Annotated in this window: 13 protein-coding genes and 2 CRISPR repeat arrays; of the genes, 1 reads left to right on the top strand and 12 read right to left on the bottom strand. The window is 69.8% G+C overall.

All coding sequences use genetic code 11. From position 1 onward, the window contains the following. Nucleotides 1–66: 66 nt before the first annotated feature. Nucleotides 67–1,002, bottom strand: a complete 936-nt coding sequence (locus QM711_RS17430) for a DNA-3-methyladenine glycosylase family protein (RefSeq protein WP_415101662.1) — start codon at nt 1,000–1,002, stop codon at nt 67–69. Between the two features lie 136 nt (nt 1,003–1,138). Between QM711_RS17430 and QM711_RS17435 the strand changes: the two genes are divergently transcribed. After that, on the top strand, nt 1,139–2,671 hold the full coding sequence (locus QM711_RS17435) for an ATP-dependent DNA ligase (RefSeq protein WP_415101664.1): 1,533 nt from the start codon (nt 1,139–1,141) through the stop codon (nt 2,669–2,671). A gap of 51 nt (nt 2,672–2,722) precedes the next feature. Here QM711_RS17435 and QM711_RS17440 read toward each other — a convergent pair whose 3' ends face one another. The 11 genes from QM711_RS17440 to cas1 form a co-directional block, all read right to left on the bottom strand. Next, on the bottom strand, nt 2,723–3,019 hold the full coding sequence (locus QM711_RS17440) for a hypothetical protein (protein ID WP_415101666.1): 297 nt from the start codon (nt 3,017–3,019) through the stop codon (nt 2,723–2,725). Nucleotides 3,020–3,283: 264 nt separating this feature from the next. Next, entirely contained in the window at nt 3,284–4,237 is a 954-nt protein-coding gene (locus QM711_RS17445; protein WP_415101668.1) for a histidine phosphatase family protein, read from the bottom strand. Nucleotides 4,238–4,367: 130 nt separating this feature from the next. Beyond that, nucleotides 4,368–6,143: an ABC transporter permease subunit gene (locus QM711_RS17450; RefSeq protein ID WP_415101670.1), complete on the bottom strand. Its 1,776-nt coding sequence runs from the start codon at nt 6,141–6,143 to the stop codon at nt 4,368–4,370. After that, the gene (locus tag QM711_RS17455; RefSeq protein ID WP_415101672.1) at nt 6,140–7,693 is read right to left on the bottom strand and encodes an ABC transporter substrate-binding protein; all 1,554 of its coding nucleotides are present in this window, start codon (nt 7,691–7,693) and stop codon (nt 6,140–6,142) included. Before QM711_RS17455 ends, QM711_RS17450 begins: the two co-directional genes overlap by 4 nt. Continuing rightward, entirely contained in the window at nt 7,690–8,502 is an 813-nt protein-coding gene (locus QM711_RS17460) for an ABC transporter ATP-binding protein (RefSeq protein WP_415101674.1), read from the bottom strand. Before QM711_RS17460 ends, QM711_RS17455 begins: the two co-directional genes overlap by 4 nt. Further along, complete coding sequence (locus tag QM711_RS17465) at nt 8,499–9,194, bottom strand: dipeptide/oligopeptide/nickel ABC transporter ATP-binding protein (RefSeq protein WP_415101676.1); 696 nt, start codon at nt 9,192–9,194, stop codon at nt 8,499–8,501. Before QM711_RS17465 ends, QM711_RS17460 begins: the two co-directional genes overlap by 4 nt. Before the next feature lie 200 nt (nt 9,195–9,394). Next, complete coding sequence (locus QM711_RS17470) at nt 9,395–10,876, bottom strand: phosphatase PAP2 family protein (RefSeq protein ID WP_415101678.1); 1,482 nt, start codon at nt 10,874–10,876, stop codon at nt 9,395–9,397. A 296-nt stretch (nt 10,877–11,172) separates the two neighbouring features. Beyond that, nucleotides 11,173–11,847, bottom strand: a complete 675-nt coding sequence (locus tag QM711_RS17475) for a carbonic anhydrase (protein WP_415101681.1) — start codon at nt 11,845–11,847, stop codon at nt 11,173–11,175. 58 nt (nt 11,848–11,905) lie between these two features. Further along, nucleotides 11,906–13,183 carry a hypothetical protein gene (locus QM711_RS17480; protein WP_415101683.1) on the bottom strand — a complete coding sequence of 426 codons (1,278 nt, stop codon included), beginning with the start codon at nt 13,181–13,183 and terminating at the stop codon, nt 11,906–11,908. A gap of 684 nt (nt 13,184–13,867) precedes the next feature. Continuing rightward, nucleotides 13,868–15,517: a CRISPR direct-repeat array (repeat unit 36 nt; unit sequence TCCTCAACGAAGGGCCGGCCCCGAAGGGCCAGCGAC). Nucleotides 15,518–15,610: 93 nt separating this feature from the next. Beyond that, nucleotides 15,611–17,078: a CRISPR direct-repeat array (repeat unit 36 nt; unit sequence TCCTCAACGAAGGGCCGGCCCCGAAGGGCCAGCGAC). A 178-nt stretch (nt 17,079–17,256) separates the two neighbouring features. Continuing rightward, entirely contained in the window at nt 17,257–17,559 is a 303-nt protein-coding gene (cas2, locus tag QM711_RS17485; protein ID WP_415101685.1) for a CRISPR-associated endonuclease Cas2, read from the bottom strand. Continuing rightward, complete coding sequence (gene cas1, locus QM711_RS17490; RefSeq protein WP_415102300.1) at nt 17,556–18,980, bottom strand: CRISPR-associated endonuclease Cas1; 1,425 nt, start codon at nt 18,978–18,980, stop codon at nt 17,556–17,558. Before cas1 ends, cas2 begins: the two co-directional genes overlap by 4 nt. Between the last annotated feature and the right edge of the window lie 30 nt (nt 18,981–19,010).

Genomic DNA, 19,010 nt, shown 5'->3' on the forward strand with positions numbered 1-19,010 from the left:
GACAGCTCCGGATCGGGCCGATGTTGAATTCCGCGGGTCGGCGACGCGGTGGCCGGATGGGTCGATCTACTCGGCCGACAGATGGGTACGCGGCGCCAGTCGTGGCCCGTGCCGTTCGCGCCAGCGGCGGGTGCCGAGCAGCGCCTGCACCCGGTGCCGGTGCGGCCGGTACGGCTCCAGCAGTTCGGCGAGGGCGTCGTCGTCGAGGTCGTGGCCGAGTAGCGCGTGCCCGATCTCGTTCGGAATGTGGTAGTCGCCGAAACTGACCGCGTCGGCGTCCCCGTGGGCGCGGAAGCGGACCTCGGCCGACGTCCAGACACCGATGCCAGGCAGGGACCGCAACCGCCGGTCCGCCTCGTCGGAGTCGACCGCCAGGGTGCGTTCGAGTGCGTCGGCGAGTCGCGCGCAGTGCATCAGGGTCCGCGAGCGGGCCGGGTCGATGTGCAGCTTCAGCCACTGCCACGACGGGATCAGCCGGACGACGTCCGGGCCGGGCGGCACCCACAGCCGCAGTCCGGCACCCGGCCCAGGAGCGCGCTCGCCGTAGAAGTGGACGAGACGGCGGAAGCCGCCGAACGCCTCCTGCCCGGTGACCTTCTGTTCGATGACCGCCGGCAACAGCGCCTGCCAGACCAGGCCACCACGTCCCAGCCGCCAGTGCGGATGCTGCTTGAGCGCTTGGGCGACCTGGGGGTGTCGCGGGTCGAAACCGGACGGGTCGTCGTCGGCGCCCAGCATCGCCGGCAACCGGTCGAGCACCCAGTCGGCGCCCGGGCCCCAGGCCTCGGCCCGGATCACCCCGGCGGCGTCCAGCGGCCGGACGGCGAGGGTCGCGGGGCCGATCGGGGTGCGGATGCCGCGCCAGTGGCGTCCGGCCTCGATCCGGTAGCTGGGGTCGCCGGCGCCTTTGCGCCAGTGCGCCCAGACCGATCCCACCGGGCACGGCCACGCGGGACGCCAGTCCCGCGCCCGCGGGGCGCCTGCGCCGGCGAGGATCGTCATTGGGTGTGGTGCCTATCCGCTGGGGTTCGAAGGCGAGCGTAGCCGCCCGGTTCCCGGAGGCGCCCGGACCGTCGGCTGCTCGCGTCCCGAGCCGCCACTCCCGATTCTGTCGGTGCGCGCCTGCACAATGGTCGCCATGCTGCTGGCTGAACTCGTCACCACCTCGGCGGAGGTCGCCGCGACCCGCTCCCGGCTCGCGAAGGTGGCCGCGCTGGCCGCGACCCTGCGCCGGGCCGCGCCGGACGAGATCGAGATCGTCACCAGCTACCTGTCGGGAGCACTGCGGCAGCGCCGCACCGGGGTGGGCTGGCGCTCGGCCCGCGCCACCGTGCCGGCCGCCGCCGAGGCGTCGCTGACAGTGATCGAGGTCGATGCCGTTTTCGCCGAACTGGCCGAGCTCTCCGGGCCCGGGTCGCAGACCGCCCGCAAGGCCCGGCTCGACGAGTTGATGGGACGCGCGACCGCCGACGAGCAGCGCTGGCTGGCCGGGCTGATCACCGGCGAGACCCGGCAGGGCGCCCTGGAGGGGGTGATGGTCGACGCCGTGATCAGCGCGTCCGGGGTGCCGGCCGGGGTGATCCGCCGGGCGGTGATGCTGGCCGGCACCACCCCCGCGGTGGCGGTGGCCGCGCTCAGTGGCGACGCCGACGCGGTGGCCCGGATCGGGCTCGTGGTGGGACGTCCGATCAAGCCGATGCTGGCGGCCAGCGCCAAATCGGTCGATGAGGCGATGGCCGCGATGCCCGGCGAGGTGGCGGTCGAAGCGAAGCTGGACGGCATCCGCATCCAGGTACACCGCGACGGCGACGACATCCGGGTCTTCACCCGCAGCCTGGACGAGGTCACCGACCGGTTGCCCGACGTGGTCGAGGCGGTGGCGGCGCTGCCCGCGCGACGGCTGATCCTGGACGGCGAGGCGCTCGCGCTGGCCGTCGACGGCCGTCCGCGGCCGTTCCAGGAGACGGCTGCCCGATCGATGAGCAGCGACGCCGAAGCGCTGCGCGGCCGGACGCCGATGACGCCGTACTTCTTCGACCTGCTCGCCCTCGATGAGGAGGAACTGCTCGATCTGCCTGGACGCGAGCGGGTGGCCCGGCTGGCCGAGTTGGTGCCCGAGTCCGCCCGGGTCGGCCGGATCATCACCGACGACCCGGCGGTCGCCGAGCGGTTCACCACGGCAGTGTTGGCGTCCGGTCACGAGGGGGTCGTGGTCAAGGCGCTCGACGCGTCCTATGAGGCCGGACGCCGCGGCTCGTCCTGGGTGAAGGTGAAACCGGTGCACACCCTCGACCTGGTGGTGCTGGCGGTCGAATGGGGGTCCGGACGCCGGCGCGGCTGGCTGTCCAATATTCACCTGGGCGCCCGCGACCCGGCCACCGGTGGATTCGTCATGTTGGGCAAGACGTTCAAGGGCATGACCGACGCGATGCTCGCCTGGCAGACCGAACGCTTCCTCGCGCTCGAGGACCACCGTGACGACTGGACGGTGTACCTACGCCCCGAACAGGTGGTCGAGATCGCCTTCGACGGCCTTCAGCGCTCCACCCGCTACCCCGGCGGGCTGGCGCTGCGTTTCGCCCGGGTGCTGCGCTATCGCGACGACAAGACCGCCGCCGAGGCCGACAGCATCGAAACCGTGCGCGAGTTCGCCGGGCTACCGACGCAGTGAGCGGGTGCCCGCGAACTCATCGATGAGCGGGGCGGACCGCAATCGCACCGGTCAGCAGCTCCTGATGCCGTCGAAGCGTCCCGCGACCCCGGTCGAGTGCTTGAAGGTCTTGCCCGGCGCCAGGGTCTTGCATTCGCGGTCCGGCGCGAACGCCCAGATGATCTTCACCCGCTGCGTGGACTTGCAGTCGTTGCGGATCTTGACCCAGGGAAAGCCCCAGCTACGTCCCGAATCGATGTGCTTCACGCAGGACGGCGCCACCGCGGCCGCCGCCTGCGGAGCCGTCAGGACCACGCTGCCGAGCGTCAGGCTGAGTGCCGCCAGGCCCACTCCGAGTGTGCGCTTCATCTCACTGCTCCTTTCGGGGCCGGCAGTTCGCCGCCGGCTGGCGTCACGCTACGCGAGGGCCGCCACCGACCGCACGCAGTTGCTCACCAGACGACCAAGGGATACAGATGCGACCTCGACGGTCAGCCCTCACAGACCAGGCGGACGCCGTGCTCGAGGGGCGATGGCGCAGTTCGACTACCCAACGGGGCCGCTCGGCGACGAGCCCCCGCAGCGCGTGCTGCGGGGGCCTCGTGGTTCAACGCCCGGGCGCGGCGCCGACGGTCACTGGCGGTAGCTGGTGTCGCCGACCGACTTCACCGTCCAGACGCCCTTGGTGTATTCCAGCTTGCTGATCGCGACGTTGGAGATGGCCGTGGTCACCCGGGTGCCCAGCGAGTCGACGGCGCAGGTGATGGACAGGCCGCTGGAGACCACCAGCACTCGCTTGTCGTGATTCCGGACGGCCTTCTTGGCGATGCTGTTCAGCGACGCCATCATCCGCTTGCTGACGTCGGTGCAGTTCTCGGCGGGGAGCGTGACACCGGTCTCGGTCGGCGTCTCGGCCAGTTCCTTCATGGCCGCCATCAGCGCCGCGACACCCTTCTCGTTCACCGCCAGCAGCTGCATGGTCTGCCAGCCGCCGTTCTGTCCGGTGGTGTCCACCGGTGCGGTGGCGGGGGCGTCGTGGTTGACGGTGTAGCCGAGGTGCTCGACGATGTCGGTCCACATCTCCTTGTTCTCGGCGCCCTCGTACTTGCCGAAGTTCACCTCGCGCAAGCCGGCGTCCTTGCTAATCTTCAGCTTCTGACGGGCGCCTTCGAGCAGGTAGCGGGCGGTCTCCTGGTGGCGCTTCATATCCGCCGAGTACGCCGCGTCGAACCGTCCGTCGCGGGCGCGGACGTTCGTGCCCACCGTCACCGGCAGAATGCGCGCGTCCAGCACGGAGCCGTCGCGGTTGGTGCCGACGACCAGCGGCGAGTCGATCCAGCCCTGCACCCGCTCCAGCGTGTTGAGAATGGTCTGGCCGTGCCGGGTGAGATAGATCGTGACAGTGCGGTCATGCTGCCCGTGCGGATGCTCGGGCAGGACGATCGCCGGGGACGCCGCTTGCTGACCCGACTCGGGCGCGGCGGCACGCTGGGGGACGGCGCCCGAGGCGGACGCGCCGGCACTGAGCGTGCCGGCGGCCAGCGTGAGCGCGGCGGCCAGCGCGGCGCGCGAGATGAATGGCTTCATGATGGTTGTCTCCTTCGACGGGTCCCGGAGGAGGGATTGCCGGGACTGGCAGGAAACCTAAGCCGTTTCGGGATCTCTCCGCAAGGCCCCGGCGGGGTGGTGTCCGTGAGCTCGTCCGGCCCCGAAACACTCAGTCCCGGTCGGCGGCCAGGCCCACGGCGATCATCGCGGTCACCACCAGCGCGGCGGTGGGGGCGAGCACCGCCCACGGGGCGCGCTCCAGGTAGCCGATGCCTTCACTGACCACCAGGCCCCACTCCGGGGTCGGCTGCCGCGGACCCAGGCCGAGGAAGCCCAGGGACGCCAGCGCCAGCGCGATCCCGGGCAGCCGCAGCATCGCGTGCCGGAACACCGGTCCCCAGACGGCGGGCAGCAGGTACTGCCACAGCATCCGGACGCGTCCGACGCCGAGCACCGGCAGCAGCGCCACGTACGGTTTGGCGCGCTCCTCCTGCAGCAGCGCCGAGGTGTGTGCGGCCAGCGGCGCCCAGCTCACTGCGGCGACCGCGATCGCCGCGCCGAACACCGACGGTCCCCAGACGGCGGCCACCAACAGGCCGGCGATCACCGGCGGTGCGGCGTTGGTGACCTCGATCGGACCGGTGGCCAGCCGCGGCACCAGCCCGATCGCCAGGCCGAGGGCGAGGCAGAGCAGGGTGACCGCGACCGCCGTCCCGACGGTGGTGAGCGCGCCGTGGGCGACCCGGGCAAGCAGGTCGCGGCCGCTGGCGTCCGCCCCGAACGGAAGCCACGGCGACAGCGACGGCGGCTGTAGCCGGTGGAAGTCCGAGGCGTAGGGGCTGCGCGGCAATCCCAACGCGACAACGGCGATCACCAGCGCCGAGCCGATGATCGGCACCCACCGGACGGCCTTCGAGGTCGCCGTCGGCGCGGCGGCAACGCCCATCGCGCCGGCCCGCAGCGAGCCGCCGAGCAACAGCCGCCGGAGCACTTGGACGACCACGCCGGCGGCCACCGCGACCAGAACCAGGGCCAGCACGCCGGCCTGCAGCGCCGGCAGGTCCTGCGAACTGGCGGCCCCGAGGGTGGCGCGACCCAGGCCGGGAATGGCGAACACCTCCTCGACCGCGACCGCTCCTCCGGTCAGCCCGACCAACGCGAGGCCGACCTGACCCAGCACGGACGGCAGCGCGCGCCGGACGATGCCGGCCGCGACCCGTGCCCGGCTGAGCCCGGCGAGCGTCCAGGTGGTGACCCAGCGTTCCGCGGCGGCGTCCGCGAGGGCGTCGGAGACGAGGCGTCCGATCAGCCCACCGGCCGGCAGGCCCAGCGCGAACGCCGGCAGCACCGCGTAGAGCGGGCCGTTCCAGCCGTACGGCGGGAACCAGCCGAGCCAGACCGCGCCGAGCAGCAGCAACAGCGCGGCCAGCACGAACTCGGGCAGTGCCGTCAGCATCGCCGCGACGGCGCCCGCCCCGCGCCGGGGCACCCCTCGGACGCCGGCCAGCAGAGCCGGCAGACTGATCAGCGCGGCGACCACCGCCGCGACGGCCAGGGCGAACAGCATCAGCGTCAGCGACACTCCGAGCGCCGCCAGCACGCCGGGCAGCACCGGCGTCCCGGTGATCCAGGAGTCACCGGCATCGCCGTGCAGCAGGCCGCCCACCCAGTCGGCGAAGATCACCAGCGGGCCACGGTCGAGACCGAGTTCGGCGCGCACCATCGCCAGATTCTCCGGCGTCACCTCCAGGTCGGCGTAGCGGGCGCGCAGGATGGTGTACTCGGCGCCGTTGCCGGACAGCCAGGGCAGCAGCCCGAGGAACACCACCAGCGCCAGGATCGCCGCCGCCCGGGAGACGCCAACCACCCCCGAGCCCAGCGCCCAGGTCCGCAGCGCCCGGGCGGCCGGGCCGGTCGCCCTGGAACGCTCGGCGACCGCGGTCACGAACCGACCGTGGACTTGGCGGTGAGCAGGGCACGCTCGCGCGGGTCGCGCTCGACCCCGGTCACTCCGGACGCCTCGCCCTGGATGACCCGTTCGTGCAGCATCGGCACCGCCGCGTCGTTGCCGAGGATCAGCGCCTCGGCCTTGGCGATCGCGGCCCGGCGCTGCTCGCCGGCCGGCGCCGCGGCGGCCGCCTTCAGCGCGGCGTCCACTTCCTTGTCGCAGAACTGGGAGATGTTGAACGATCCCTCGCAGGCGAAGTCGCTGTAGAGGTACGCGACCGGGTCGCCCGAGTCGAGCACCGTGGCGCGGGACAGGATGAACGCGTCGAAGTCGCCGTCGAGGGCATCGGCCTCGATGTACTGGTATTCCCGGACGTCCTGAGTCACCTCGAAGCCGACCGCCTCCAGCTGCTGTTCGAGCAGGACGGCGACCTCGGGCAGTTCGGCCCGGTCGGTGAAGGTGCCCAGGGTGATCTTCACCTTGTCCACTTTGGCCGGCTCGGCCCTGTGACCGTCGCGAAGCCCCTTGTAGGCCTCGTTTCGCTGGCCCGCCATCCAGGGCAGCGCCGGCCCGAGCAGGCCCTCGGCGATGTCGGCGCGACCCTCGTAGACGTCGCGCACCAGCCGTGCCCGGTCGATGGCGGCGCGGGCGGCGGCACGCACCGCCGGGTCGGCGAACGGCCCCTTCTTGGTGTTCAGGTAAAGCGTGTTGGTGCGCGGCATCGGCACCTCGTGGATCAGCGCCTGGTCGACGCTGGCGGCCTGCCCGACCGGGACGGCCTCGACCACCTGGGCGGTGCCGGTGCGCAGCGCGGCGGCCCGGGCGGCGCCGTCCGGAACGAAGTTGACGTCGATGCCGGTCGCCAGCGCTTTGGTGCCCCAGTAGCCGTCGAAGCGCTGCAAGGTGGCGCTGCTGGTGCCGTTGACGGCGGTCAACTCGAACGGCCCGGTGCCGGTGCCCACCGGTGTGACCGCCTTGCCGGCGTAGGCCTTGGCGGCCAGGATGACCAGCTGCGGGCTGGACATGCGCTGCGGCACCAGCGGGTCGGGCGTCGCGGTGGCGATGGTCACGGTGGACGCGTCGTGGGTGATGGTGAGCGTGACGCCGTCCAGGATCCGCGGCTTGGGGCTGGCCTTGGTGGCGGCGGTCAGCGACGCGGCGACCCGCTCGGGGGTCAGGTCGGTGCCGTCGTGGAATTTCACGCCCTGCCGAATGGTGAACACCCAGGTCTTGGGTGCGGTCTGCTTCCACTCGGTGGCCAGCCCGGGCTGCGCCTCGCCGTTGGCGTCCAGCATGATCAGCGTTTCGGCGGTCGCCCAGCGGGACAGCTTGAACGCGTCGTCGCTGAGCGGAGTCAGCCCGGAGCGCGGCGGCTGCAGCATGGCGAGCGCGATCCGCTTGCCGCTGCCCTGGCTCTGGGGAGCCGTGGCGGTGGCATTGAAGCATCCGCCGAACAAGGTCAGGCAGGCCAGGCCGGCGAGCAGCCGGGTCGCCGGTCCGCGAACGGAACCGGGTCGGGCGGCGCGGGCGGGCGCGGAGTCAGTCATGGGGTCCTTTCGATGGAGGCTGTGGCAGGTTCGGCGAGCCGGCCGTCGGCGAGCAGCAGGGTGCGGTCGCAGAGCCGGGCGACCGCTTCGGGATCGTGCGAAACGAACAGCACGCCGAGCCGGCGTCCGCCCTTGCCGGCGCCACTTCCACCGGCATCGAGGGCGTCGGCGTCGAGGCTCAGCTCGTGCAGCAGGTCGAGCACCTGGTCGCGCAGGTCGTGGTCGAGCCCGCTGACCGGCTCGTCGGCGAGCAGGATCGCCGGCCGCAGCGCCAGCGCGCGGGCTACCGCGACCCGCTGCGCCTGTCCGCCGGAGAGTTCATGGGGACGGCGTCGCCAGAACTGTTCGCCGAGACCGACCCGCTGCAGCGCCCAGCGGGCGATCTCGAGCCGGGGCTCCGGGGCCTGCAGCCGGTTCAGCGGAAGCAGCACGTTGCGTTCGGCGCTCAGCCGTGGCACCAGCGAGGCGGCCGGATCCTGCGGGATCAGCTGGACGCGCCGCCGGTAGTCGCGCAGCGAGGCCAGTGGCCCGGGCCGGATCTCTTCGCCGTCGAAACGGACGGCGCCGGCGTCCGGGGCGGCCAGGCCGAGCAGGATGCGCAGCAGGGTGGACTTGCCGCAGCCGGAGCGTCCGACCAGGCCGACCCGCTCGCCACTGCCGACCCGCAGGCTGACCCCGTCGAGCACCAGGTGTCCGGACGGCGAACCCGGCCGGGGCGGGAACCGGAACCGCAGGTCGTCGGCGACCAGCGCGGATCCGGTCGCCGACGCCTGCTCGGCCGAGGCGGCCGGAATCTCCTGGATGCTCACCCGTCCGCCTCGCCGTCGATCAGCCGGCCCTGCGCCATCCGGATCGCCCGGTCCGTCCGGGTGGCGGCCACCCGGCGGTCGTGGGTGATCAGCATCAGAGCCGTGCCGTGTCGTTGCCGGACGCGTTCGATCGCATCCAGTACCTGCTCCTGAGTGTCCACGTCGAGGGCGGTGGTCGGCTCGTCGGCGACCAGCAGCTTGGGCCGGCACGCGAGCGCGATGGCCAGGCAGACCCGTTGCCGTTGGCCGCCGGAGAGTTCCGCCGGGTAGCGCCACAGCAGCGTGTCCGGATCGTCGAAGCCCACATCGGCGAGTAGCGCTGCGGCCACCGACGATGCCACCGACGCCCGGGTGCCGTGGGAACGCAGCACCCGTGCCAGTTGGTCGCCGACCCGCAGCAACGGGTTGAGCGCGGTGCTCGGATCCTGATGGACAGCGGCGACCCCGGCGCGCGAGCGCGGCAGCCGTCCGGGCCGCACCTCACAGCCGCAGACGCTGATCGCGCCGGACGCGTTCAGGGTCACCGGCAGCGTGCCCAGCACCGCGGCGGCAGTCAGCGACTTCCCCGAGCCGGACGCCCCGACCAGCGCGACCCGCTCCGCCTCGTCCAAGGTGAACGAGATGTCATCGACCAGCCGGGTGCCGGACGCCGTCCGCACACTCAGGCCGCGCACGTGCACGGCATGCCTCATCAGATCCCCCTTCGACGCCGAGGATACTAATGACAATCGTTCTTGTTATCAACGTGGCACGTGCTGGTCGAGCCTGTCGAGACCCACCCCCGTTGATCGAGCTCGTCGAGACCCAGGCCCGTTGGTCGAGCCTGTCGAGACCCGCATGCACGCAGAAGTGCCCGGCGTCACCGCGGACGCCGGGCACTCCCTTCCACAACTCAGTGCTTCAGATGGCGGACCTTCACCTTGCCGCCGACGCCGATCACCTTCACGCTGCCATCCACTCGGACGACGACGGACGCCGACATCGCCGCGGCCAGGTTGAGCCGCTGCCAGGAACCGGGGGCGGTGCCGATCCGGCTGGTCAGCGTGGTGTCCAGGGGATGCCCGGACCTGATCTCGGTCTGCGCCAGGATCGACCGGCGCTGCTTGTTGTTCAACGTCGGGAAGGTGGTCCGGAGCAGCGCCTCGGCGCCCTTGGGCACCGAGGGCGAGAGCCGGGTCGAGAAGACCGGCGCGAACCCGTAGGACAGCCGCTCGGTGTACACCTTGAGCGCCGAGCTGCGATCGGTGACCCGCTGCTTGCTGCCGCCGGGGATGGTCGCGCCGCCGTAGGAGTTGTTCAGGTAGGGCGTGTCGCTTGCGATGCAGGTGGCCAGCCGCGCCCCGCACTTGGCCTCGAGGTAGCCGACCAGCTCCGCGCGGGCCGGCGCCAGCACCTCGGTGCGGAACTTCGCATCGGACCAGCGCGACGCGAGCGCCACCTGGCCGGAGATCCGGCCGCCGATGATGTCGAGGGCGTAGTGCACGCCGAGCACGATCCGGTTGTTTCCGGCCTCGGACGCCCGGGCGAGAATCTGCGGAGCCAGCTCAGGCAGCAGCGTGGCCAGGGTGATTCCGGCCTCGTAGGCACTCGTGGTGTGCCCGCTCGGGTACGAACCGCCCGTGCACAACCCCGCCTCGCCGTAGATCGGGTCGAGGGTGACGTCGGTGCCGGCGAACGTGTGGGTGGTGTCGACCGTCGCCGGGACCCGAGTGATCTTCAGATTGCCCTTCGCGTCGGCCCAGCTCTTGCCCTTCCGGATGGGTGCCAACGACGAGCCGTTCACCTTGCTGGGGGCGCAGGCGTCCGTGTCGCCCTCGACCTTCGGCGCGCTCGGGTCCACGTTCAGGAACGGACGCGGGTAGCTGAAGGCGGCCTTGGCGTTGGTCGTGCTGACGTACCCACCGGCGGTGCCGGACGAGCTGTTGATCAGCGCGGCCACCTTGGGCAGAGCGCCATCGATCCGGCCATGGGCGTAGAGGCGCCCAAGCTTCTGGCCGAGGCCGTCGGCGATCGAGTTGGACTGGTCGTAGCCGCTGCCGTCCGAGTTCAGGTAGGCGGCGTTCTGCAGCGCCCGGAACTGCTGCGCCTTGGTGGCGTGCTGGTTGATCCAGCTGGTCACCCGGTCGTTCCACTGCAGCGTCGCGCTGTTCTTGACGGTCCCGTGCAGGTCATTCAACCCGGACGTCTGCCACAGCGAGCTGTAGCCGCTGAGCGGGGCGACCAGATCGGGCTTGGTGTCACTCGGATACGGCGCCGCAGCCTGGGCCGGCGTGACGCCGACGGGCGCGAGCAGTGCCGCGGACGCGCCGACGACCGCCGTGGCGGTGAGGAGTCGCCGCAGTCGCGGGATTGGGCGTGAGGTGGAGAGGGCCATCGGGCCGCCTTTCCTGATCGGGACGGCGGTAAGTCCGCTCGCCGTCAGAAAGCTAAGGAGGCCAGGTTTCCGGGGGCCGTCGCCGTGACAAGTCCGAGGTGAACGGGTCATGAACGAGCGCCCGGTCGGGCGCCCGCTGGCGAGGCTGTCGAGCCCCTGGTTGCCGGTCGAGCTTGTCGAGACCCCGATCGCCAGTCAGCCCTCACCGCTGGTCGTGCCTGTCGAGACCCTGACCAGTCACATCCCCACCGCTGGTCGCGCTTGTCGAGACCCGTGCCCGGTCGGCGTCAAGACTCTCAGCTGCCGTACCGCGTCGAGTCCGGCCGCTGCGGCGGGTCGCACTCCTCGACGAAATCGTCCGGCTCGTCCGGCAGGAACGCGATCTCCCGAGTGACCGGGTCGAGAACACCGCCGGCGATCTTCACCTGGCCGCTGCGGGTCAGTGTGAGCAACGCGTCCGCCGCCCGCAGCCGAGCGCGCAACGCACGGACGTGACCGAGCGCCGGGTCTTCGCCCGCAGTCCCGGCCGACGCGGTCTGCACCCACTCGGCCAGCGAGGGTGACAGGTTGAGCCCAGTGGCGCGACGAGCCGCGCGGGCGGACGCGAGCGCCGCGCAGCCGGGGTGCGCCAGCACCAGGACGACGCCGACGTTCTGCACCAGCGCGGCGAACTCGATCGCTGCCATCGCGTCCGCCCCGAGGCTTGGACCCGCCGTCCGCACACACTCGATCGCACCCGGCCGTTCGGCGAAAAGCTCCTCGCCGGCCGCCCCCGGCTCCATGCAGCCGACCACCAGCGCGTACGGAAAGTCGGCGGGCGTGATGTCCCCACCTGCCGACTCTCCGCTCAACTGGCGCAGGTGCCGGTGGTTTCCCGACCGCAGCCGTTGCAGCGCCTGCGCGGAGGGCATCCGGTGCGGTGGCAGCCCCCGAGGTCGCATCCAGTCGGGCACGCTCGGGGGCAGGACCATGGCAACCGAGGGTAGTGAGCGCGAAACCGCTTGTCGAGAAGCCTGATCGGGGACGCGTTCACCATCTCCTGATGATGTCCGAGGTCGCGAGCGTCCGGCCGGCCGAATCGACCAGCCTCGCCTGCGCATTGCGATAGCCGATCTGCCGTCCGGACCACCAGTCCATGTGCCTCACCGAGGTGCGCTGCCCCTCACCCTCGCGCCACCAGGTGACCACCAGCCGCGCACCGGTAGGCGCTCCGTTGGCCTTGAACCCGAAGCTGCTTTCACGCTGATCGGTGATCTCGATCGACTGAGCCGCCGGAATGTAGTCCCGCTCGACCGCCTGCAGCTTGTCGAACGGGAAGGCTCCGTACTGCCAGTTTCTGCCACCCCACATCACGTTGTAGGTGTCCGCTTTGCCGAGCAGCTCAGGGTAGGGATCCTTGGCGAACGTGGACGCGTTCTCGAGCGAGATGTTGATGCCGATGCTGCCGTCGGCGACCATGAACCCGTGCTCTTGCACGCCCTTGGCGATGATCCTGGCGACCGGGTGCAGATTCAGGGCGTCGATGTCGAGATCGGCGGGCAGCCGCAGCAGCTGGCCCTCGGAAATCGTGTTGTCGCTGCGCGGACGGTTGCCGTCGGTCCGGGTGGCCGGCTTCGAGACGTACCGGTCGAGCACCTGCGGCGGAAGATGGATGCCGATCGCGTGGTCGATCCGCCCCGCCCGAAGCTCCGCGACCTTCACCGTGTAGGGCTCAAGTGCCAAGCCGGACGCCGACACCCCGCTCGGCACGGGGAAGATCCCTTCGGACTCATAGGAGTTGGCGATGGACCCACCCCAGCAGGCGTACCACTTTCCCTCCGCCTTGAACGCCTGCCACAGATCGACGTAGCGGCCGGTGTCGGCATTGAAAATGACCATCTGACCGTCGCTGCCGGCAGACTGCTTGGCCTCGTCCGGGATGCGCACGCCCTTCAGACTCTGAAACTCCCTAGGCAGATACCGCTTGTTCTGACAATCGCTAAATTGAATGTCATAGCTCGGGTCAGAATTCCGCGCGACCCAGAGCGGGTTCGAGAACTGCCGCAGGGCCAGGTTCATCGACGGCAGGTTCCGAGCCTGGACGCCGTACTGCTCGATGCCGTAGCGCTTGATGTTCTGCACGATGGCTAGGCTGTTTACATCGATGGGTGCGTCAGCGGGCAGTCGCTGGTAGGCCGGCGCGGTGGCCGCCCAGATGCGCCGGTAGGTGGTGGACTCGGCTTTGGCGATACCAGTCGCCGCCGGTGTGGCCGCAATCAACGTGAGTGCTGCGGTGAGCAGCAGGGAGCGCCGTCGGAGGGTACGCATGAAAGCTCCTTATGTCGTCGAATCCCCCGACGATCAGAAGCTAGAAGATCTGCTCGGAACCTATTCTCACTAGGCGGAGAATGGACACACCTCGGCCGACATACCGTGGCCCCTTGCTGAAAAATCAGATTGATCCTCGCCCCAGATGACGCGACCTCGTGCTCATCCCAGCGCCGACCTGTGCCCAACCGTGCCCCCATAGTCCGCCGCGCTGCCGCGATTCGCGCAACCGGCACGAAGAGCCGATCACCCCCCGGTGACCGAACAGCACCACTTCACCGCCGCCGATCCCGTCTTCGAGCCTCAACGAAGGGCCGGCGACGCGACCGCAATGTTGGAGCGGTCTATCCTCCGCCGAAAGAGCCTCAACGAAGGGCCAGCGACCGCGACCGAACCGATCACGGTGCGACCGCGGTCCTCAACGAAGGGCCGGCCCCGAAGGGCCAGCGACCCGCTGGCGCCACTCGCCTCCGCATCGTCGGCGGCAGTCCTCAACGGAGGGCCAGCGACAGACAGCATTGCGCCGAACGGAGGCGTGGCCGCGGTCGTATCCTCAACGAAGGGCCAGCCCCGAAGGGCCAGCGACTCGCGCGGATCCACCCGAGTTCCCGTACGCCGTCCCGCCTCCTCAACGAAGGGCCAGCGACCGGCGGTCGGAATCTCCCGGATGATGTCGCGGACGTATCCTCAACGAAGGGCCGGCCCCGAAGGGCCAGCGACCCGGCTGGGCGACCGCCGCCGGGGCTATTGCTGTTCAGTCCTCAACGAAGGGCCGGCCCCGAAGGGCCAGCGACACATCCGGTTCGTAGGTGTCGGTCTTGGGGTAGTAGGAGCCTCCTCAACGAAGGGCCAGCCCCGAAGGGCCAGCGACTCCATGCGACGGGGATGCTTCCGGGCGGTGTCGCGCTTCCTCAACGAAGGGCCGGCCCCGAAGGGCCAGCGACTCAAGGCGTCGATCGTCAATCCGGTCAACACTGCGTCCTCAACGAAGGGCCGGCCCCGAAGGGCCAGCGACCGCGACCGCAGTTAGCGCGGCGGTGGTCAAGGTCCTCAACGAAGGGCCGGCCCCGAAGGGCCAGCGACGAAGCACTACCGATGCTGATGCGTGCGCCGGACGTCCAGAATCCTCAACGAAGGGCCGGCCCCGAAGGGCCAGCGACCTTGGATGGTGGCGGTGCACATGCCTGCCACGTCCCATCCTCAACGAAGAGCCTGCCCCGAAGGGCCAGCGACCGGGAGATTTCGCCGCGGCGGGTGAGGTAGGTGAGGACTCCTCAACGAAGGGCCGGCCCCGAAGGGCCAGCGGACTCGGAGCGCAGCCGCACATCCCGGCCAGCATGCACGATCCTCAACGAAGGGCCGGCCCCGAAGGGCCAGCGACCGGGTAGAGGCGGTCGTCGTCCTGCATGCGGGAATCTCCTCAACGAAGGGCCGGCCCCGAAGGGCCAGCGACACGAGCGTGCCTCCCGCGGAGGCCCGGTAGGCCGTCTGTCCTCAACGAAGGGCCGGCCCCGAAGGGCCAGCGACCTCACCGAACTGCGCGGAGCAGAACTGACCCATGCCGATCCTCAACGAAGGGCCGGCCCCGAAGGGCCAGCGACCTTGGCGATGACGTCGAAGGCGGGGCCTCCGTTAAGCCATCCTCAACGAAGGGCCGGCCCCGAAGGGCCAGCGACCCGCGCCAGTCGCCTGGCGTGGTGGAGGTCTTCGAGACTCCTCAACGAAGGGCCGGCCCCGAAGGGCCAGCGACGATGAATCTCCAACCCGGACTGGCCCGATTTGCATCCTCAACGAAGGGCCGGCCCCGAAGGGCCAGCGACCGCCTCCGGCAAGTTCCTCTTCGTGAACGTCCATTCGCATCCTCAACGAAGGGCCGGCCCCGAAGGGCCAGCGACTGGCGTGGGGGGCTCCGGTGGCGCCTCGGTAGGGCCTCCTCAACGAAGGGCCGGCCCCGAAGGGCCAGCGACCACTACGCCCCACGTGCGGCCCTCTAGGTCCATGTGAGCTCCTCAACGAAGGGCCGGCCCCGAAGAGCCAGCGACATCACGTGGCCCGCGAACACCAGCAATCTGGCCCGGTCCTCAACGAAGGGCCGGCCCCGAAGGGCCAGCGACCCGGGGTATCCCCCCGGTAGTACCTAGTTTAGTTGATTCCTCAACGAAGGGCCGGCCCCGAAGGCCAGCGACCGGCGTTCTTCGCGCCCGGCACGTCCGACGGCTGGAGTCCTCAACGAAGGGCCGGCCCCGAAGGGCCAGCGACTTGGCGCACACGGTCACCCCGTTGCACGTCTCGATGTCTCCTCAACGAAGGGCCGGCCCCGAAGGGCCAGCGACACGTAGGGGGCGTTGTCGTTACCGCTGTCGAACCACTCCTCAACGAAGGGCCAGCGACCGCCTGGTCGTCCGGGTCGTCAACCTCGGGGATCAGTCCTCAACGAAGGGCCGGCCCCGAAGGGCCAGCGACGCCCGTCCCTCAATCTGAGGAACCGGGCTCTCGCTAGTCCTCAACGAAGGGCCGGCCCCGAAGGGCCAGCGACGGGTGCTGGTCTGGGCGGCCCGTGAGCAACAGCACCATCCTCAACGAAGGGCCGGCCCCGAAGGGCCAGCGACGTCGGTGCTGCCGAATCAACCGTCTTCACCGAGGGCATTCCTCAACGAAGGGCCGGCCCCGAAGGGCCAGCGACGGCACCAAGAGCATGCTCCGCGCCGGCCGCTCGGTTCCTCAACGAAGGGCCGGCCCCGAAGGGCCAGCGACCGTCGACTACGCCACCACGCTCGGCAAGAGGGTTGCGCATCCTCAACGAAGGGCCGGCCCCGAAGGGCCAGCGACCGTCGACTACGCCACCACGCTCGGCAAGAGGGTTGCGCATCCTCAACGAAGGGCCGGCCCCGAAGGGCCAGCGACGGTCCGGTTGATTGGTGGCGCGCCACTGATTGCGTCCTCAACGAAGGGCCGGCCCCGAAGGGCCAGCGACTTGCGCCTGCCCCATCACCTGGAGGGTCCCGTCGACGGGATCCTCAACGAAGGGCCGGCCCCGAAGGGCCAGCGACGTTCAAGTCGAGACCGGTGACCTCCACGTTGGGGAATCCTCAACGAAGGGCCGGCCCCGAAGGGCCAGCGACTTCCTCGTGATCGACGACGAGACCGACGAAGTGCTCTCCTCAACGAAGGGCCGGCCCCGAAGGGCCAGCGACCACGCTGCTGGGCTGCCGGTGATCATCGGCGAGTTCGGTCCTCAACGAAGGGCCGGCCCCGAAGGGCCAGCGACCGAAGGGCTTCGGGCTGCAGACGCCCGGCGTCCATCCTCAACGAAGGGCCGGCCCCGAAGGGCCAGCGACGCTGGCCTCGCTGCCGAGCTTCAAGGAGGCGATCTCCTCAACGAAGGGCCGGCCCCGAAGGGCCAGCGACTTGCCGTTGCGCGCGTAGGCCGTCGTCCGTGCGCCCTGGCTTCCTCAACGAAGGGCCGGCCCCGAAGGGCCAGCGACCGAACCCGTCGAAGGTGATGTTGCGCATATGCAGCGGTCCTCAACGAAGGGCCGGCCCCGAAGGGCCAGCGACTGCCAGTCAGCAGCCCATATGGCCGCCCAGGAAGGCTCCTCAACGAAGGGCCGGCCCCGAAGGGCCAGCGACACCATCCACGCCGGCTGATTCGCCGCGCACATGACCGCTCCTCAACGAAGGGCCGGCCCCGAAGGGCCAGCGACTGCCCGGGGTGAGGTTCGTGAACCCCGCCCCGGGAAGGTCCTCAACGAAGGGCCGGCCCCGAAGGGCCAGCGACCTCTGATTCCCGCGCAGCAGCTGATCCTTGAGGATCCAGCGACTGCCCGGGGTGAGGTTCGTGAACCCCGCCCCGGGAAGGTCCTCAACGAAGGGCCGGCCCCGAAGGGCCAGCGACTGCGGCGCAAATATACTGCGTCTGACAACGGTCAATATCGCAATCCGCGAGCGGTCCGTCGGATTGTGGTCAACAAAGCCTTACCCGATGTGCCATCGGCACGCGAAGCAGGTACTGACAAGGACTAACGTTGCACGAGCGCTCCTGGCCCAGAGGTGGGCACCGAGGCCTCTCGCGGTCACAGAATGAATGAGTCCAACCCTGTGATCGACTTCTGGCGACCCAGGTAGACAAACCGGGTTGCCTCAACTGTTGCGAGGCTGCCAAGGTCGCAGAACAGGACGGAATCCTGCTTCAGGTCGGCGACATCTTCAACAGCCCGCCTCATCCGGTTCAGTGCGACCGGCGTTCCATCGACCACAAACACGCTGTACTGCACCCGGTCACCAAACGACCTAAGTTTCTTCGCAAGTCGATTTCGGCGCCGGTCGTCGGTCACGTCGTAGCACACCAGGATCCTGCGGCGGTCCGCGCGGGTCATCGGACCCGAACCCCAATGTAGCGATCGCAGCTTCGGTCGAGTACGCCCAAGATCATCCGGGCCTGGACCTCGACCGCACGTCGCCAGGTGATCTTGTATCCATAGGTCGGATGGGTGAACTCCGTCCTGATCCTGCGTTCAAAAGCCGCCAGGAGCGCGCGACGCCCGGTATCTCGCAGGCGAGTGCCACCCAGCACCGTGGTAACCATGGTGGCCGCGAACTCACCGTTGTTGACAGCCGAGATGACGACCGAGTCAGCGATGACCGGGCGAAATTGCTCCATGAGATCAAGTGCCAGAGCAGGCTTGTTCCGTCCGCTCGAGTGGACGAAGCCAGCATGCGGGTCGAGCCCGGCCGCGACCACTCCACGGATGACTTCACCGAGCAGAACGCCGTACACGTAGTTGAGCGCGACATTGAGCGGGTCGCCCGCGCCCCTCCCTTGCCGCCCTGGCCAGGTGGAGCGACACCAGTCCCCTTGTGGCGAGGCGATCAGCTGGTCGAACCTGCCGAAATAGAGAGCGGCGGCGTCACCTTCGAGGCCGAAGATCTGCTGGACGTCACGGGCCGTGCGGCACTCCCCGGCCAGCGCCCGGATCTTGCCGGCCGCCGCTGCGCCGTCCCCTCTCGCGTTGCGCCTCAGTTGCGTCGCCTGATTCGCAATCTTCGACGCGATGAGTTCACGTGCCAGATCGAGGCGCCCTTCGCGGGACGCGGTGTGCTGCTCGACCCGCGCCTGACCATTTGGCGACCATGCCGAACGTGCGTACCCGATCAACCGGCCGGTCCACGACGTCCAAAGCACCTGCTTGCGGTGGAACATCAACTCCCGAATGAGCGCTGAGGACACGTCGACGTTGCCGTAGAGGACCAAAGCGTCAACGCGCTCGATCGGGACGGACCCAATCTCCTCACCCAAGGCGGTGACTACTGCGCGTCCGCCACGCAAAGCGACCCGAGCACCTGGGTGGGTGACGTGGAGGACCTCCCCGTTGGGATCGCGGACACCGATGCGTCGTGCCGTGTGCTTCTCGCGGGACTCGTCGGGCAGACACACCGAGACGTGGGAACATGAGCCGCACCGCCGGTCGTCCACCAAGGACGCGGGCGGTGTTCGCAACTCGACCAGCGCACGTGTTCGTCGGACGAAGTCAATCGCCTCCGTGAAGTCCGCCTCAGCGAGATCGACCGGCACGGTCCGACGCTGTGTCGTGAAATACACAGCTTGGGATCGAACGGCGAGGCCCGTTCGCTCGAGGCACAGCCGTTGGAGGGCCAACTGCACCCGCTGCGCATCGGTTACTTCGGCTAGCCGCCGAAGTGGCGACGACTTGAACTCGATCAAGTCAACCGTGTCACCGTCCACCTTGACCGTGTCGCACTTGCCAATGATCCCGAGGCCATCGTGAAAGAGGTCGATTCACCTACGGAGGTTCATCCGCTCGTCAGC

Source organism: Micropruina sp. (genome assembly GCF_047602385.1).
Lineage (GTDB): Bacteria > Actinomycetota > Actinomycetes > Propionibacteriales > Propionibacteriaceae > Micropruina.

Excerpts from the sequence above, each read along its gene's own strand:
- QM711_RS17445 (WP_415101668.1), bottom strand. The coding sequence starts at position 4,237 with ATGAAGCCATTCATCTCGCGCGCCGCGCTGGCCGCCGCGCTCACGCTG.
- QM711_RS17430 (WP_415101662.1), bottom strand. The coding sequence starts at position 1,002 with ATGACGATCCTCGCCGGCGCAGGCGCCCCGCGGGCGCGGGACTGGCGT.
- QM711_RS17455 (WP_415101672.1), bottom strand. The coding sequence starts at position 7,693 with ATGACTGACTCCGCGCCCGCCCGCGCCGCCCGACCCGGTTCCGTTCGC.
- QM711_RS17440 (WP_415101666.1), bottom strand. The coding sequence starts at position 3,019 with ATGAAGCGCACACTCGGAGTGGGCCTGGCGGCACTCAGCCTGACGCTC.
- QM711_RS17435 (WP_415101664.1), top strand. The coding sequence starts at position 1,139 with ATGCTGCTGGCTGAACTCGTCACCACCTCGGCGGAGGTCGCCGCGACC.
- QM711_RS17480 (WP_415101683.1), bottom strand. The coding sequence starts at position 13,183 with ATGCGTACCCTCCGACGGCGCTCCCTGCTGCTCACCGCAGCACTCACG.
- QM711_RS17470 (WP_415101678.1), bottom strand. The coding sequence starts at position 10,876 with ATGGCCCTCTCCACCTCACGCCCAATCCCGCGACTGCGGCGACTCCTC.
- QM711_RS17475 (WP_415101681.1), bottom strand. The coding sequence starts at position 11,847 with ATGGTCCTGCCCCCGAGCGTGCCCGACTGGATGCGACCTCGGGGGCTG.
- QM711_RS17465 (WP_415101676.1), bottom strand. The coding sequence starts at position 9,194 with ATGAGGCATGCCGTGCACGTGCGCGGCCTGAGTGTGCGGACGGCGTCC.
- cas2 (WP_415101685.1), bottom strand. The coding sequence starts at position 17,559 with ATGACCCGCGCGGACCGCCGCAGGATCCTGGTGTGCTACGACGTGACC.